This is a genomic window from Rhodococcus sp. IC4_135 (genome assembly GCF_011602025.1).
Taxonomy (GTDB): Bacteria; Actinomycetota; Actinomycetes; order Mycobacteriales; family Mycobacteriaceae; genus Rhodococcus_F; species Rhodococcus_F baikonurensis.
In genome coordinates this window covers 580,662-595,597 of sequence record NZ_JAAOLG010000002.1, presented here as the reverse complement: position 1 = coordinate 595,597, position 14,936 = coordinate 580,662, and the positions used below count along the sequence as shown (strand labels likewise).

Below are 14,936 nucleotides of genomic sequence, written 5' to 3'. Positions count from 1 at the left end.
GCGCGACGTTGTCGCCGGATCGACAGGAGGACTTCGATGAGTGTCATCGATGCGCAGATCGCCAAGCTGGATTCGGATCGACTCGAATGGACGTCGGCCTGCCCGCTGAGCCATCTGATCCCTGGGCGCGGGGTCGCCGTGCTTCTTCGCGGCGGCGAGCAGGTGGCACTGTTCCTGCTGGAGGACGGCACACTCCGGGCCGTCAGCAACTTCGATCCGTACGGCCGTGCCGCGGTGATGTCTCGCGGACTCGTCGGCGACCGGGACGGTGAATCGATCGTCGTTTCGCCGCTGCTCAAGCAGGCATTCTCACTGGTCGACGGCAGAGCGCTGGACGACTCCGCGGTCGCCCTGCCGGTTTACGGGGTTCGCGTGTGGGCCGGAGTGGTGCAGGTCCACAGCCTGCAGATGCAGGGCGTTCGCTCGACTGTTCACGATGCAGTCTCGTGAGTGACGACATGCCGTTGGCTGGATTCACGGTAGGTATCACCGCTTCGCGCCGCGCCGAGGAATTCGCGACGTTGCTGACCCGCCGGGGAGCGGATGTCGTTCACGCTCCGGCGATTCGAATCATCCCGCTCGCCGACGACCGCGAGCTTGAAAGGGTGACACAGCAGATCATCTCGGATCCTCCCGAGGTGGTCGTCGCCACCACCGGCATCGGGTTCCGTGGCTGGTTGGAAGCCGCCGACGGATGGGGCGAAGCCGAAAGTCTCGGCTCTGCGCTCGGTTCGGCTCGTCTGCTCGCGCGTGGGCCGAAGGCCAAGGGAGCAATCCGCGCGGCCGACCTTCGTGAAGAATGGTCACCGGCATCCGAGTCTTCCGCCGAAGTGCTCGAACATCTTCTTGCAGAAGGTGTCTCGGGAAAGAGAATCGCTGTGCAACTGCATGGCGCGACCACCGAGTGGGAGCCGATTCCCGACTTCTGTCAGGTGCTGCGCGAGGCCGGCGCCGAGGTCATCGCGGTTCCTGTCTATCGGTGGGAACCGCCGGAGGACCCTACGCTGCTCGACCGGATGATCGACGCCATCGCGTCAGCCGGAATCGACGCCGTCAGTTTCACGAGTGCGCCGGCCGTTGCGTCGATGCTGATGCGCGCCGACAAGACCGGGGATCTCGGCGACATGCTCGCGGCCATGCGAGGTCCGGTGGCGGCCATGTGCGTCGGCCCGGTCACCTCGGCGCCGCTCGAAGCGTTGAATGTACCGACCACAGCCCCGGCGCGGGCACGCCTGGGAGCGCTCGCGCGGCACATCGTCGACGAACTCCCGCAGCGAGCCAACAAGATTCAAGCCGGTGAACACGAAATCAGTATTCGTGGGGGGTGCGTCGTCGTGGACGGCGAAGTGAAGCAATTGCCCCCCGCTGCGATGTCGTTGATCCGCACACTCGGGGCCAGTCCCGGCCGGGTCGTCTCCCGCGACGAACTCCTTGCCTCCCTTCCCGGTGGCGGCGGAGACACTCACGCCGTCGAGACCGCCGTCGCCCGGTTGCGTGCGTGCCTCGGCGCCCCCAAAGCCGTTCAGACCGTGGTCAAGCGGGGCTATCGACTTGCCCTCGATCCCGGTGACTACATACAGAATCCAGGTGACTATGCAACCCGATGACGATGTCCTCGTACTGGTAGCGCACGGCACACGTAGTGCACGAGGCGTGGAAATGGTTGCCGCCCTGGCCGAAGCAGTCGGCAAGCGCGTCGGACGCACGCGCGTTGCCTTTGTCGATGTGCTCGGCCCGTCACCTTCGGAAGTCCTCCTTGACACTCCGGGGCGAGCGATTCTCGTACCGGCCTTCTTGGCGTCCGGCTACCACGTTCACACCGATGTTCGACGCGAAGTGGCGATCAGTGAGCACCCGACTGTGACTGTGACGCCCGCCCTCGGACCTGATCCGGCGCTTGCACGCGTGCTGCTCCGACGCTTGACCGAAGCGGGGTGGAATCCGGGTGACGCGATTGTGCTTGCGGCCGCCGGGTCCTCCGATGCGCGGGCGCTGCGAGACGTCGAGCGTGCCGCGCTGATGCTCGCCGAAGCGGCGGGGATCCGGGTGGACATCGGATACATCGCGACCGGGGAACCGAAGGTAGCCGATGTTGTTGCAGCAGCACGCGTTCGCGGCACGAAGCGAGTGTTCGTCGCCTCGTACCTCCTCGCGCACGGACTGTTCCACGAGCGGTTGCACGCGGCAGGGGCCGACGGTGTCACCGAACCACTTGGTGTCGACCAAGGAGTGGTGGACCTTGTCGTGAATCGGTATGAGAGTGCGCGAGGGGAACTAGTATCGCTGCATGACGTCTCACTCCATGACACCGACGTATGCCGACCTGGTCGCAGCAGTTCGTGAATCCGACGTCAAGGCACAGGCTCTCGTCGGTGCACTGACCGAAGAGCAAGCCCGTGAGTCGTCCGGGCTACCCGGTTGGAGTCGGGGACACGTCGTCACACACATGTCGCGCAACGCCGACGCGCTGGGCAGATTTGTTGCCGGTGTGCACAGCGGCGAGTCGGGGGAGATGTACCCCGGGGGACCCGACGCGCGCAATGCCGCAATCGAGGAAGGCGCCGATCGCCCGGCCGAGTTGTTGGCACTCGACTACCGCTTCTCGGGAACGAGGCTGGTCGACGCATTGGCTGACCTGCCGACGGATCGGCTGGACACTCCGGTTGCGTGGCGCAAACCTGTCACCGCATTCGATCTACCGATCCTGCGCTGGAACGAGATCGAGATTCACCTGATCGACCTCGACATTGGTTACACCTGCCACGACTGGCCCGCCGAATTCGTGGAATTCACTCTCGCCAGTCAATTGGGCGCATTGGAGACGGCTGTCCCGGGTGTACGAGTTCCTTCGCTGTCCGACGCGGAGACCTTGGCCTGGTTGGTCGGGAGGCCGACGAGAGTGGGGCTGCCTACCCTCCCGGCCTGGCCGTTCTGACAATCGTTCCGAGATCCAGCCGTGTCGAGGATTAGAACAGGGTGGGGGAGCTGACGTCGTTGCGTGCTTGGGCCAACCGCGCACTCCACCTTTTCACCAACCACATCTCGACGATCTCGGGTTGGGTGCCGGCCGCATAGGCCCAACTGTCGAGGAGTTCGCAGTACCGGCGGTAGCGGCGTGTCGTGAAGCCGGTGACGGAAGGATCCTCGAGCCAGCCCTCGTGGATGAGCGTCGAGACGCCGTACTGGTCGATCATCTGAGCGCGTCGGCCCTCGTCCTGCACGCCTACCGCCCACATGAAAGCGGCCATCAGCGATACCCCGACACCGGGGGTGAGCGGCCAGCCCGACCAGGTGTCGCGTCGGACTACCGGCATGGACTTGTTTTTCGAACAGTGATCGAGAATGGCTGTGATCTGGGTCAGCGGATCCTCGTCCTCGCGGTGATGCGGATTGAAGACGTTGGGGAATCTCCGCGTGAACCGTCTGCTCTCGTGCGAGCCCTGCCAGGCCGCACAGAGAAACAGCAGTCCGAGACCGTCATGCTCGGCGACGACGAGATCGCTCGACGGGCGAAGGTCGTTGCGTTGAACGATGGCTCGGCCTTCGGTGATCACTTTGCCGTCGAGATCACGCCCGCGCAGGCTGATGGTGTGGCCGGCGTCCTTCAAGTGTGCGTTCCACCAATCCAGGTCGACGGTGGCTTCGTCGTCGAGGACGTGCAGTGGAAAGGTGCGCGAGCGGCACCACTCGACCAATGCGTCCGGCGGTTCGAATCCTTCGTCGACACGATTCATGGCGCGATGATCCCACGAGTCTCCGACAGTAATTCGTGCGACGCGCAGTCCACCGGGATGGAACCGGACACTCGCGGTACGCTCCGCTCATGAAACTCGCGTCCTCGCAGGTGCGGTCGGCGCTGTGGACGGTAGCGATCGCCTTGACGGCCGCGAGTCTGAGCGGATGTATCGGTGCCGTCGATCGGATGGATTTCGACAACCAGATGCGTGAACGTGGTGGTGGGCTGACGTCGGAGTTGGTGCGGGACGGATTCGACAGCCTCGCACACAGTTACGGTGTCGGCGCAGTGTCGGTGACCAGCGTCGACATCAGCCCGATCGAGACGCTCGGGGTCACCGTTCGAGACCCCGGGAAGCCGTCACAGCTCGACCGGTTCTCTTTCGACGGCGTCATTCTCGGCGAGCCGAGTCCCGTGCAAGTCAGCGTCACCGACGACCTCGATGCTCGATCGTTCACGCTGGATCAAGTGCCGGCATTGTCGAATGTCGAGAAGTTGGTCGACGACGCGCTGGCGAGCAGCGGTGTCGACGACGGCGAAGTCACCGGGATCTCGGTCTCTCGCACCGAGGCGATACACGCTTCCGTGATGGTGGAATCCCCACGCTCGCGGGTGCTGGTGGTCTTCGAGCCTGACGGCACACCTTATCTGGTGCAGCCGCTGTGAGCCGCCGTATCGCTCCGTTGCTGATCTCCGTAGTGGTGATCGTGGTCGTGGGAATCTTTGCCGCACTGCTGTCTTCGGTGATCTGGCCCGGCCAGGTGGCTCACCTGGCGCCGATCTTCTGTGAAGATCCCACATCGAGCGCGATGGTCGTCTCCGATACCTTTACCGACGGCGACGGTACGTCCACCAATTTCACGCTGTATTGCGTCGGACCGCGTGGTCAGACCGTCGATGCCGGGTGGCTGCTGCCGTTCTTGGTGCTGTGGGGCGCGTATTCCCTGGTGCTCGCGATAGTTGTCGGCGTGATCGGGATGGCGGAGGTCAACCGGCGTAGGCGCCGAAACGACTGACCCGATCAGCGGGGGAGGACAACCACTTCGGCGAGGGCACCGTCTTGCGCGTGCGCCGGAACGAGAGCAAACGCGGAGCGCCCGATCATCCCCGCCAGGTGTGCAGTACGTACAGACGGATCGGCGCGCCAGCGGCCGTCGGTGGATTGTGTGACCGGCAACAGGCGTACCGCATCGGAACTCACCGCAGCAGCGTTCTCGATGATGCCGAGCAGTGGCGGAGGCGTCTCGCTCCCGGTCAGGGCGGCCACGACGGTAGGCAGCATCGTCAACAGGGTGGTCACCGCGGCGTACGGGTTGCCGGGGAGGCCGAGAACCACCCGGCCACTGGGCAGGACCGCCGTTATCTGAGATCCGCCCGGGCGCGAGGCGACTCGCCCGACAATCGTGCGAGCGCCGAGTCGATCGAGCGCACTGCGCATTTCGTCGGCAGCGCCGCCACCCGTCGCACCGATGACGACAAGCAGGTCCTGTTCGGTCGCATCAGCCAGTACACGCTCGAAACTGTCGGCCGTGTCGCGCAAGTGCGAATTCGACACGCACCGTACGCCGTTGCGTTCGAGCAGGTAGGGGAGAATCCCGCCCACGGAGTCGCGAGTCTGACCTTCCCGCAGTGGGCCGGTCCGGCGGATCTCGTCGCCGGTGACTACGACGCGTGCCCGGACCGGGCCACGGACGAGGGCGTCGAATACCTCGCCACTGGCAGCAGCGGAGATTACCGCCGGAGTCACCGCGGTACCGGTCGGAGCGATCGTGAATCCGGTGCTCCAGTCTTCTCCTCGTGGGCGAGCGTCGTTGCGGTGCGGCGCATCCGGTAGTCGACGCAGTGTTCGAGACGGTGCGTCGACGGACAGGTACTCGTCACGAATCACCGAGGTAGCGCCGGCAGGTAGGTGAGCTCCCGTGGCAATGCGGATCGCTTCGCCTTCGCGGAGGTCGAGTTGCCCGTCGGCGCCCGCGATGCGGATCTCGGTGCGCACCCGCCACGGACCATCGCCGGAGACGGCGTACCCGTCCATCGCCGAAACGTCTGACCTGGGGAGATCACCCAGGGCGACGAGAGGCTGCGCGAGCGTTGCTCCGAGACTGTCGGCGAGATCGGCCCGGTGCGGGGTTAGCGGAGTCAAGGCATTCGTGATGACGATGCGGGCTTGCTCGATCGTCAGGCGGGGATGGCTTCTCGCGCGATCGATGTCCGCCGGCGTGTCGCAGTCGGTGGTGCCCGCCACGCGTAGGGTCGAGAACGGCTCGGTGGCAAGCGCTTTCATCGGTTGATTCTCGAGCCCCGAACTCCGGCGCAGAGCAGCGAGGCGTTGTCGGAGTTCGCGAAGGGTCCACGCGGAGAACAGGAATTGGGTTCGGTTGTTCTCGTCCACCGCACACGTCACCGGATTGTCGGTCGATGTCGCAGCGATCAGCGCGTCGACCGATCCGGCCTCGACGTACGGCAGGTCGGATGCCAGCACCACCACCACGGCGTTCTCGGGTAACCGGGTCGCGGCCAACCCGGCCCAGATCGCCTCGACAGGGCCGGCGCCGGCCGGAGATTCCTGGGTCTGGGTGATGTGTGCAGCAAGTTCAGGTCGATGCGGGCCGACCACGACGACGGCGTCGAGATGCGCCGTCGCTGACAGCGCGATGTCGAGGAGTCTGCGGCCGTGCACGATCATGCCGGGTTTGTCGACGCCGCCCATTCGGGTCCCGCGACCACCCGCCAGAATGACGGCGGCGGTGGGCGGCGTGGTGGTCATGTCTCCATGCTGCCCCATGGCAGGGGCGACGACGACCGGTGACACGGGATCAGAAGTGATACCGAGCTTTCTTCAGGTCGATTCGACCGTCCTTGATCGGTACTCCTTCGAGTTCGAGCTTGGCGATCTGACGATGAGCCAGGTGTGCCGACGGTTTACCGGAGGCGCCGAGCACCCGGTGCCACGGCAAGTCGGCAGAGTCCGTCCGCATGATCCACCCGACCGTGCGAGCGCTGGAAAGTCCTGCGGCTTCGGCTATGTCGCCGTACGTCGCCACGAAACCGGCGGGAATCGAGGCGATGAGCCGCCTCACCTCTTCGATCTGCTCTTCCGTGGTGGTTGCCATCGTTGCCTCGTCAGAGCACTGTTCGGACGAGGTCTGCCACCTCGTCGGCCCGCACGTGCGGGACCATGTGGTCGCAGTCGAATTCGACGCTGGTGAGATTTTCACCGAGGTGTTCGGTCAAGGCTGCTCGGAACTCGTCGGTGACGTACGGCGGCTGAACCTTCATCGCCTGAACCAGCACGGTGGGCATCGACGACGGGGGCAGCACGATCGGGCGGGCAAGCTCTCCCCACGCGGTGACGACGGCCGGTGTGGACAGGCGCCAGTTGACGCGCCCGTTGCCCAGTCGGATCAGGTGCTCGGCCATCTCGACGTCGAGGTCCTGGGTGGGAACCTCACCCCACGAGCCGTGAATCTTCTCCGAGTACGCCTCGGCGGCATCGGTGTAATCCGGTGAGCCGATTGTGAGTTCGGCCACTTCCTGCATGAAATTCGGATCCAAGCCGATCGCCGGATCGAGCAGGACGAGACCACGAACGCGTTCCGGTTCGGTGGCAGCGAGGTGCAATGCCAGCATTCCGCCGAACGAATGCGCGAGAATCACCACCGGTCCGGTGGCATGTTCGTCGAGTGTCTCCAGCAAGCTCGCCACGTGGGATTCGAGGTTCCACGGGGGAGCCCAGGTCGAGCGCCCGTGACCGCGTAGATCGGGCGAGATCCAGCGTGCTTCGGGCAGTTGGTTCTCGGCCATCGACTGCCATCGTCGACCGTGACCCGTCAGGCCGTGCAGCGAGAGGATCTCAGGCGCCCCGGCGGGTCCGTAGAGATACGTATGGAGTGCAGACACACGAGCAATCATGCCGGATGCAGGCGATGTGTGAGTTGTCGGTGCGCTCTGGTGGAATGCCTGGGTGAGTGAGACGGCAACACGCAGCAAAGTGACCATTCCGCGGGCGCGGTTGGTGCACCGAACTGCGCCGTCTCGGACACCCCGAACGTGGGACGAAGGGACGGCCCGGCTGTTCGCGCCGCCGTCCGAGGATCCGTTCCAGCTCGCGTTCGGCCCTGCTTCATTCGGCTCGGCGGACGCCTGGAATCCCTGGCAGGTACTCGGCAGCCCCGGAACCGGCAAGACGTCCCTTCTCGTGGATCTGGCGGTGCAGAGGATCTCCGGTGGCGAAGACCCCGAATCGGTCCTGGTGCTGACGCAATCCCGTCGGGCTGCGACGCAGGTTCGTGAGCAGATCACAGCCGGATTGCTGGGGTACGAACAGGAACGCGGACCGCAGGCAACCCGTGAGCCGCTGGTACGCACCGTTCACTCCTACGCCTTTGCCGTGCTGCGGCTCCAAGCCGCCGCACACGGCAACGCGCCGCCACGATTGATCACCGGTGCCGAGCAGGACTCGGTACTGCGCGAGATGTTGCGTGGGGACATCGAGGACGGCGCACTGCGCTGGCCCGAGCGCCTACGTCCTGCGCTGGGTTTGAACGGTTTTGCCGTCGAACTCAGAGACTTGATGCTGCGCGCCAACGAGCGCGGGCTCGGTCCCGAAGATCTGGTCAAGCTCGGCAAGAAGCGCGGCCGCCCCGAGTGGGTGGCGGCCGGCCGGTTCGCCGAGGCTTACGAGCAGGGTGTGCTGCTGCGTGGCAGCGTGGGCGTCGAGGCCCCGGAGGCCACGGCGCCGGCACTCGACGCGGCCGAGTTGATCGGTGCGGCGTTGACGGCGTTCGCCACCGATCCCGAGCTCCTTCGCTCCGAGCGCGCCCGTATCCGGCACCTCCTGGTCGACGATGCACAGCATCTGGATCCGCAGGCGGCGCAACTGGTTCGACTGATCGGCACCGGCACTGCGGGCACGGTCGTAGCCGGCGATCCCGATCAGTCGGTCTTCGGATTCCGCGGTGCTGATTCGGCTTTTCTACTCGAACTCGCCGAGCGCGGAGACGAGCGCCAAGTCATCCTGCCCACCACGTTTCGCAACAATGCCGACGTCGCGTCGATCGCGGCCAAGATCGCTGCGCGACTGCCCGGCAACCTCGCTCACCGCATCGCGGTTCCGTCCGATCTCACCGATGAGGACCCGGGACGGGCGTCGGTGCGTGTTCTCGGTACGACGGCCAAGGAAGCGGCAGTCGTCGCAGATACCTTGCGCCGGGCGCATCTGCTGGACGGGATTGCGTGGTCCGACATGGCGGTTGTCGTGCGCTCGGTCCCACGCACCCTTGCCCCGCTACGGCGAGCTCTGCTCGCAGCGGGGGTACCCGTGACGACTGCTGCCACCGAGTTGCCGCTCGCCCGGCAACACGGAGTGTCCGGCCTGCTGCTGGTCCTCCGGGCGCTCGGCGGCGATCACTTCACCGGCGACGACGCCCTGGCCCTGATGGCCGGCCCCATCGGCGGCGCCGAACCGGTCACCCTGCGCCGGCTGCGTCGTGGTCTGCGCCGCGTCGAGTTGGCGTCGGGAAGTGATCGGGATTCGTCGGAGTTGTTGCGGCTCATCCTGATCGACGAGGATCGCGCGCAGTCCAAGCGGCTCATGGGCAAACTGACGGACGTCGAGGCTGCTGCGCTGAATCGCGTGCTGTCGGTCCTTCGCAAGGCCCGAGTACCGCTCGAGCGAGGTCTCGGGGTCGAGGAAGTTCTGTGGGCTGCCTGGCAGGCGACGGGCCTCGAACGGCGCTGGGCGGCTGCGTCGGCGCGCGGGGGACCGATCGGCTCACAAGCCGATCGCGACCTCGACGCCGTAGTCGCGCTCTTCGACGCCGCGGCCAACTACGTCGACCGGCTGCCGCGTTCGCAACTCGCCGGTTTCGTCGACTACTTGACCAGCCAGGAGATACCGACCGACTCGCGGAGCCGATCGGTCATCGCTCCCGACGCCGTCACCGTGGTCAGCGCTCACGCCGCAGCGGGGCGCGAATGGGCGGTCGTGGCGGTGGCGGGTGTGCAGGAGGGGCTCTGGCCGAGTTTGCGGGCACGCGGCTCGCTGCTGCGTACCGAAGCACTGATCGACCTGGTCAACGGAGTCTCCGACGGCAGTGACTCGGCCGCCGAACGACTCTCGCGAACCGCGCCGCTGCTGGCCGAGGAACGCCGGTTGTTCCTTGTCGCCTGTAGCCGTGCTCGTCGTCGCCTGCTGATCACCGCGGTCGAGTCGGCTTCGGGTGACACCGATCTGGTGCCTTCGCGTTTCGTGGACGAGTTGATCCGTGGCGACGCGTATTCGGATGATCCGACGTCCGATCTCGACGTCGTTGCACCCGAGACCGGGGATACCCGGGTTCTGTCGCTGCCCGCGCTGGTCGCACAGCTTCGCAGTGTGGTGTGTGATCCCGACATCGCGCATTTCGACCCAGAGAAGCATTCCCGTGCAGCTCGCCAGTTGGCGCGTCTGGCTGCCGCCGGAGTACGAGGCGCGCATCCGGATCAGTGGTACGGCACAGCAGAGCCGAGCACCGCGGCTCCCATGTGGCAACCCGAGGACGGACCGGTGTCACTCTCGCCGTCCACCATCGAGCTTCTCGAAACATGCCCGCTCCGATGGGTGTTCGAGCGTCATGGCGGCAGCGACGGAGACAATACCCACGCGATCGCCGGCACTCTCGTCCATACCCTGGTCCAGGCGCTGGCCGGTAGGATTCCGCCGGACCAGGTCGAGAAGGCGCTCGAAAATGCTTGGGAATCGATAGACCTGGGGTCGCAGTGGTATTCGCGCCGCGAGCTCAACCGAACTCGGGAGATGCTGGCGACGTTCACCGCTTGGATGAATGCAACTCGCGGTGAACTGACCGAAGTCGGCGTCGAGGTCGCGGTCGAGGGGGTCCTCGAACCGCGCGAAGAAGGAGCGCCCGCGGTCAAGCTTCGCGGCCGGATCGACCGGCTCGAGCGCGACACCGAAGGTCGTCCGGTGGTTGTCGACGTCAAGACTGCGCGAAACCCCGTCAGCAACGAGGCCGCGCAATCTCACGCGCAGTTGGCGGCGTACCAGGTCGCAGCGGCCGAAGGTGCGATTGCAGGCGAACCGGCCACACAACCCGGCGGTGCACGCCTGGTATTCGTGGCCAAGTCCAACAAGAAAGACGGTGCGGCGCAGCGAGTTCAGCCGCCGCTGACTGCCGAGGCCGTCGAGATGTGGCGAGACGTCATTCACAATGCTGCGGCAGCGACGCAGGGGCCCGAATACCTGGCCCGCGTCAACGACGGATGTAGACATTGCCCGGTGCGGTCGAGTTGCCCGGCACACGACGAGGGACGACAGGTGAGTAACTAAGTGGCTGCCGCAACGCCCAAGGCACGCCGACCGAAGATCGACCCTGTCGACCTGGCGGTTGCGCTCGGTCAGCACCCGCCGACGCCCGAGCAGGCGGCAGTGATCGCCGCACCGCTCGGTCCGACGTTGGTGGTCGCCGGTGCCGGTGCCGGTAAGACCGAAACGATGGCTGCTCGCGTCGTGTGGCTGGTGGCCAACGGCTTCGTCGATCCCGAGGCGGTTCTGGGCCTCACCTTCACGCGTAAAGCGGCGCAACAGCTCACCTCGCGAATCCGCAAGCGCTTGGCGCGGCTGGCGGGTTCGGACGTTCTGCGGGCACTCGACCCCACCGGCGGAGTGCGTTCCCGGATTCTGGCCGGCGAACCCGAAGTCAGTACCTACCACGCGTACGCGGGACGGTTGCTGTCCGAACACGGACTCCTCTTGCCCATCGAGCCCTCGGCGACGCTGTTGTCGGAGACCGAACTGTGGCAGGTTGCGCACCGCGTCGTGAGCGGTTGGGACAGCGATCTGGACACCGACAAGAATCCTGGGTCCATCACCGAAACCGTCCTGGCCCTTTCCGGTCAGTTGGCGGAGCATCTGGTCGATCCCGAGCAGTTGCTCGAGGCACACACCGAGTTGGACAAGCTGATCCACACTCTGCCTGCCGGCCCGAAACAGCGGGGTGGACCGAGCAAAGAGCTCTTGAATTACCTTGACGTGCAACATAAACGGATCGAGTTGCTGCCTCTCGTCGCCCGGTTGGGTGAGACACTGCGGCGTGAGGGGGCGTTGGACTTCGGAAGTCAGATGTCGTTGTCGGCACGGGTCGCCGCCGAGCATCCCGAGGTCGGGCAAACCGAGCGTGAGCGCTTTCGGGTAGTTCTTCTCGACGAGTACCAGGACACCGGCCACGCTCAGCGAGTGTTGTTGTCCTCGTTGTTCGGTGGGGGAGCCGACGGCCGCTTGGCGTTGACGGCCGTCGGTGATCCGATGCAGTCGATCTACGGTTGGCGCGGCGCGTCGGCGGCCAACCTGCCGCGGTTCGCAACCGACTTCCCGCTTGCCAACGGAAAACCGGCTCCGACACTCGAACTGCTCACCAGTTGGCGTAACCCGCCGGAGGCTCTCGAGCTGGCCAACCTGTCGTCGGCGCCGTTGCGTCGACGCGGCGTGGCTGTCAGCACTCTTCGTGCGCGGCCCGGAGCCGTCGCCGGAGACGTTCGACTGGCGTTGCTGGGCGACGTCGAACAGGAACGTCAGTGGGTGGCGGAGAAGATCGCCGGAGAATACGAGGCGGCACGTGCCGAAGACCGCCCGACGCCCACGGCAGCGGTGTTGATCCGCCGGAACGCCGATGCTGCTCCGCTGGCCGAAGCATTGCGGTCCAAGGGTCTGCCGGTCGAAGTGGTCGGACTCGGTGGGCTCCTGCACACACCGGAGGTGGCGGACGTGATCGCCATGCTCCGGGTGGTCGCCGATCCGCTGGCGGGCAGCGCTGCCGTTCGGCTGCTCACCGGCGCGCGATGGCAGATCGGCGCGAAGGATCTCGCCGCACTCTCTCAACGCTCCCGCGAACTTGCCATCTCCGCGGGATACGGAACGGCGGGTGCGGTCACCGACGCCGAGGCGCTCACCTCGGCGGTCCACGATGCTCTGCCCGGGGAGAACGCCGAGCAAGCAGGATTGGTCGACTCGATCTCCGATCCAGGCCCGGCAGAACGCTATTCGGCTCTCGGGTACACACGCATCAACGCGATAGCGGCAGAGTTGGCGTCGTTGCGCGAACGTATCGGCCAGCCGCTCACCGAATTGGTGGCGGAGGTCGAGCGGGTGCTCGGGATCGGAATCGAGGCGGGCGCGCGGACCCGCGTCGGTGTCGTCGGGACCGCAGGCCGCGAGCATCTCGACGCATTCGCCGACGTTGTCGCTAACTACGCGACGCGTCCAACGGCCAATCTGACCGGGATGCTGGCTTTCTTCGCGGCAGCCGAACAGATCGAAAAGGGCCTCACGCCAGGCGAAGTGGAGGTGGCGCCGGATCGGGTCCAGATCTTGACCGTGCACTCGGCGAAAGGGCTCGAATGGGAAGTGGTGGCGATCCCGCATGTCAGCGACGGGGTTTTCCCCTCGTCCACAGCGTCCGGATCGTGGCTCGGGGCGCTCGCCGAACTGCCACCGTCGTTGCGCGGTGACCGGGCCGTCGACGCGGATTCGGCGGACGGTGTGCCCGTGCTCGACCTCGAAGAGCTGTACAACCGCAAGGACCTCGAGAACGCCATCACGGCGCACAAGAAGGCGCTGTCCAACCGTCGACTGGACGAGGATCGGCGGTTGTTCTACGTCGCGCTGACCAGAACCGAACGGGCGCTGTTCATCTCGGCTCACCACTGGGCGGAATCCGGTTCGGAACCGAAGGGGCCTTCGGAGTTCCTGGACGAGCTGCAGCAGATGGTCACTGCCGAAAACGATCCCGCTGAAGCAGACTCGCACCGTGCGATCGGCGTCGTGGAGGAATGGGCACCGGCCCCGGAACCCGACACCGAGAACCCGTTGGCCTCCACGCCCCGAACCGCGCAGTGGCCGCCAGATCCGCTGGGTGCGCGCCGCGGCGCCGTCGAGGCCGGAGCCGCGAGCGTCCTGTCCGCTCTCGCATCGCTGCCGAACGACAGCGAGGAGACGGAAGAACCGGAGGACGATCCGGAGAACTGGGCCTCGGACGTCGACGTGCTCCTGGCCGAGCGTGAAGCCCGGGCGAACGCGCGTGCCGAAGTGATTCTCCCGGCGCAGCTTTCGGTGACTCAACTCGTCGACCTCAAGGCAGATCCGGACGAACTCGCGGCACGGCTTCGTAGGCCACTGCCGTACCCACCGAATCCGCTCGCTCGGCGAGGCACGGCTTTTCACGCCTGGATCGAGCGAAGGTTCGGTGCGACCCGGCTGTTGGATCTCGACGAGCTACCAGGCGCCGCGGATACCGGCGCGGGGCCCGAGACCGATCTGGTGAAGCTTCAGGATGCGTTCCTGCGGTCCCCGTGGGCCAATCGCAGTCCGATCGAAGTGGAGGTTCCCTTCGAAACATCCATTGCCGGAACGGTTTTGCGAGGTCGGATCGATGCGGTGTTCGCCGATCCCGACGGCGGGTGGACGGTGATCGACTGGAAGACCGGTGCCGAACCGTCGGCCGCCAACGAGGACGCTGTTGTCATGCAGTTGGCCGCGTACCGGGTGGCCTGGGCCGAATTGATGTCGGCCAGAGCTCGTTCGGCCGGGCGCAACGAACAGTTTCCCGCCGACAAGGTGCGGGCGGCGTTTCACTACGTTCGATCGGGTCGCACCATCGCCCCCGAGAACCTGCCGGACGGTGAGGCTCTCGCTCGCCTCATCCGAACGGCAGGCGCGCAAGATTAGCTTGCGTTTCGACGAGCCTTGAGTGCTTCGGTCACCAGCGGAACCTGCAGGGGGAGACGTGCGATCGAACCGATCTTCTGCGGTGTGGACGTCTTCGGGCTTCGGCACCAGTCGATCGCCATCTGGATGTTGGCCGGGAACACGGCAACAAAGAGCGCGGCGGCAAGGCCCGCGCCGAGCTTGCGGGTCTTCGGCACGGCCAAGGCAGCGCCGATCGCCAGTTCCGCGACGCCCGACACCTGGGTGTATGTGCGCGCTTGGCCGGGCAGCTGGCGCGGAACGGTGCTGTCGAAGAAGGAAGGCGCTACGAAATGCATGGTGCCGGCGCCGAGTAGGAGGGCCGACAAGCGAAGAGCTGCTGCTTGGCTGGGAGTGGACGTCGAACTGGTGAAAGGCATTTGCCCAGCCTGCCTCACGGTGGACCTTCTTGCCAGTATCGGCGCCCACAACCGGTGCGCTAATGGGCGCCCGAGTTCCGAA

The 14,936-nt window shown here is 65.8% G+C and carries 13 protein-coding genes; 8 read left to right on the top strand and 5 right to left on the bottom strand.

What is annotated here, in order from left to right; genetic code table 11:
• Positions 1 to 36: 36 nt before the first annotated feature.
• The 4 genes from nirD to G8767_RS07590 are packed head-to-tail and all read left to right on the top strand — an operon-like array spanning position 37 to position 2,935.
• Complete coding sequence (nirD, locus tag G8767_RS07605; protein ID WP_166809753.1) at positions 37 to 450, top strand: nitrite reductase small subunit NirD; 414 nt, start codon at positions 37 to 39, stop codon at positions 448 to 450.
• Positions 447 to 1,607 (top strand): uroporphyrinogen-III synthase, encoded by a 1,161-nt coding sequence (locus G8767_RS07600; RefSeq protein WP_166809752.1) that lies wholly within the window; start codon positions 447 to 449, stop codon positions 1,605 to 1,607. The genes nirD and G8767_RS07600 overlap by 4 nt, the downstream gene beginning before the upstream one ends.
• Entirely contained in the window at positions 1,594 to 2,343 is a 750-nt protein-coding gene (locus tag G8767_RS07595) for a sirohydrochlorin chelatase (RefSeq protein ID WP_166809815.1), read from the top strand. Before G8767_RS07600 ends, G8767_RS07595 begins: the two co-directional genes overlap by 14 nt.
• Positions 2,288 to 2,935, top strand: a complete 648-nt coding sequence (locus G8767_RS07590; RefSeq protein WP_095969120.1) for a maleylpyruvate isomerase family mycothiol-dependent enzyme — start codon at positions 2,288 to 2,290, stop codon at positions 2,933 to 2,935. The genes G8767_RS07595 and G8767_RS07590 overlap by 56 nt, the downstream gene beginning before the upstream one ends.
• A 31-nt stretch (positions 2,936 to 2,966) precedes the next feature.
• On the opposite strand, the gene G8767_RS07585 is transcribed toward G8767_RS07590, so the two are convergent.
• Positions 2,967 to 3,734 (bottom strand): hypothetical protein, encoded by a 768-nt coding sequence (locus G8767_RS07585; protein WP_095969121.1) that lies wholly within the window; start codon positions 3,732 to 3,734, stop codon positions 2,967 to 2,969.
• An 89-nt stretch (positions 3,735 to 3,823) separates the two neighbouring features.
• On the opposite strand from G8767_RS07585, the gene G8767_RS07580 reads away from it, so the two are divergent.
• Both G8767_RS07580 and G8767_RS07575 read left to right on the top strand, forming a co-directional pair.
• Positions 3,824 to 4,402, top strand: coding sequence for a hypothetical protein (locus G8767_RS07580; protein WP_124566388.1), 579 nt, complete (start codon positions 3,824 to 3,826; stop codon positions 4,400 to 4,402).
• Positions 4,399 to 4,752 carry a hypothetical protein gene (locus G8767_RS07575; protein ID WP_095969123.1) on the top strand — a complete coding sequence of 118 codons (354 nt, stop codon included), beginning with the start codon at positions 4,399 to 4,401 and terminating at the stop codon, positions 4,750 to 4,752. The genes G8767_RS07580 and G8767_RS07575 overlap by 4 nt, the downstream gene beginning before the upstream one ends.
• A gap of 5 nt (positions 4,753 to 4,757) precedes the next feature.
• Here the strand turns inward: G8767_RS07575 and G8767_RS07570 are convergent, their stop codons facing one another.
• Genes G8767_RS07570 through G8767_RS07560 form a run of 3 tightly spaced genes read right to left on the bottom strand, consistent with a single transcriptional unit; the run spans position 4,758 to position 7,648 of the window.
• Positions 4,758 to 6,503: an NTP transferase domain-containing protein gene (locus G8767_RS07570; protein WP_166809751.1), complete on the bottom strand. Its 1,746-nt coding sequence runs from the start codon at positions 6,501 to 6,503 to the stop codon at positions 4,758 to 4,760.
• Between the two features lie 49 nt (positions 6,504 to 6,552).
• Positions 6,553 to 6,849, bottom strand: a complete 297-nt coding sequence (locus G8767_RS07565) for an MGMT family protein (protein ID WP_095969124.1) — start codon at positions 6,847 to 6,849, stop codon at positions 6,553 to 6,555.
• A 10-nt stretch (positions 6,850 to 6,859) separates the two neighbouring features.
• Positions 6,860 to 7,648, bottom strand: a complete 789-nt coding sequence (locus tag G8767_RS07560; protein WP_166809750.1) for an alpha/beta hydrolase — start codon at positions 7,646 to 7,648, stop codon at positions 6,860 to 6,862.
• 52 nt (positions 7,649 to 7,700) lie between these two features.
• Here G8767_RS07560 and G8767_RS07555 point away from each other — a divergent pair, with 52 nt between their 5' ends.
• A complete protein-coding gene (locus G8767_RS07555) occupies positions 7,701 to 11,063 on the top strand; it encodes an ATP-dependent DNA helicase (RefSeq protein ID WP_166809749.1) in 3,363 nt (1,120 codons plus the stop codon).
• A complete protein-coding gene (locus tag G8767_RS07550) occupies positions 11,064 to 14,456 on the top strand; it encodes an ATP-dependent DNA helicase (protein WP_166809748.1) in 3,393 nt (1,130 codons plus the stop codon).
• Here the strand turns inward: G8767_RS07550 and G8767_RS07545 are convergent.
• Positions 14,453 to 14,854 (bottom strand): hypothetical protein, encoded by a 402-nt coding sequence (locus G8767_RS07545; protein WP_095969128.1) that lies wholly within the window; start codon positions 14,852 to 14,854, stop codon positions 14,453 to 14,455. The two genes, G8767_RS07550 and G8767_RS07545, sit on opposite strands and share 4 nt — an antisense overlap.
• Positions 14,855 to 14,936 lie beyond the last annotated feature (82 nt).

Excerpts from the sequence above, each read along its gene's own strand:
- G8767_RS07585 (WP_095969121.1), bottom strand. The coding sequence starts at position 3,734 with ATGAATCGTGTCGACGAAGGATTCGAACCGCCGGACGCATTGGTCGAG.
- G8767_RS07580 (WP_124566388.1), top strand. The coding sequence starts at position 3,824 with ATGAAACTCGCGTCCTCGCAGGTGCGGTCGGCGCTGTGGACGGTAGCG.
- G8767_RS07565 (WP_095969124.1), bottom strand. The coding sequence starts at position 6,849 with ATGGCAACCACCACGGAAGAGCAGATCGAAGAGGTGAGGCGGCTCATC.
- G8767_RS07560 (WP_166809750.1), bottom strand. The coding sequence starts at position 7,648 with ATGATTGCTCGTGTGTCTGCACTCCATACGTATCTCTACGGACCCGCC.
- G8767_RS07545 (WP_095969128.1), bottom strand. The coding sequence starts at position 14,854 with ATGCCTTTCACCAGTTCGACGTCCACTCCCAGCCAAGCAGCAGCTCTT.
- G8767_RS07570 (WP_166809751.1), bottom strand. The coding sequence starts at position 6,503 with ATGACCACCACGCCGCCCACCGCCGCCGTCATTCTGGCGGGTGGTCGC.
- G8767_RS07595 (WP_166809815.1), top strand. The coding sequence starts at position 1,594 with ATGCAACCCGATGACGATGTCCTCGTACTGGTAGCGCACGGCACACGT.
- nirD (WP_166809753.1), top strand. The coding sequence starts at position 37 with ATGAGTGTCATCGATGCGCAGATCGCCAAGCTGGATTCGGATCGACTC.
- G8767_RS07590 (WP_095969120.1), top strand. The coding sequence starts at position 2,288 with ATGACGTCTCACTCCATGACACCGACGTATGCCGACCTGGTCGCAGCA.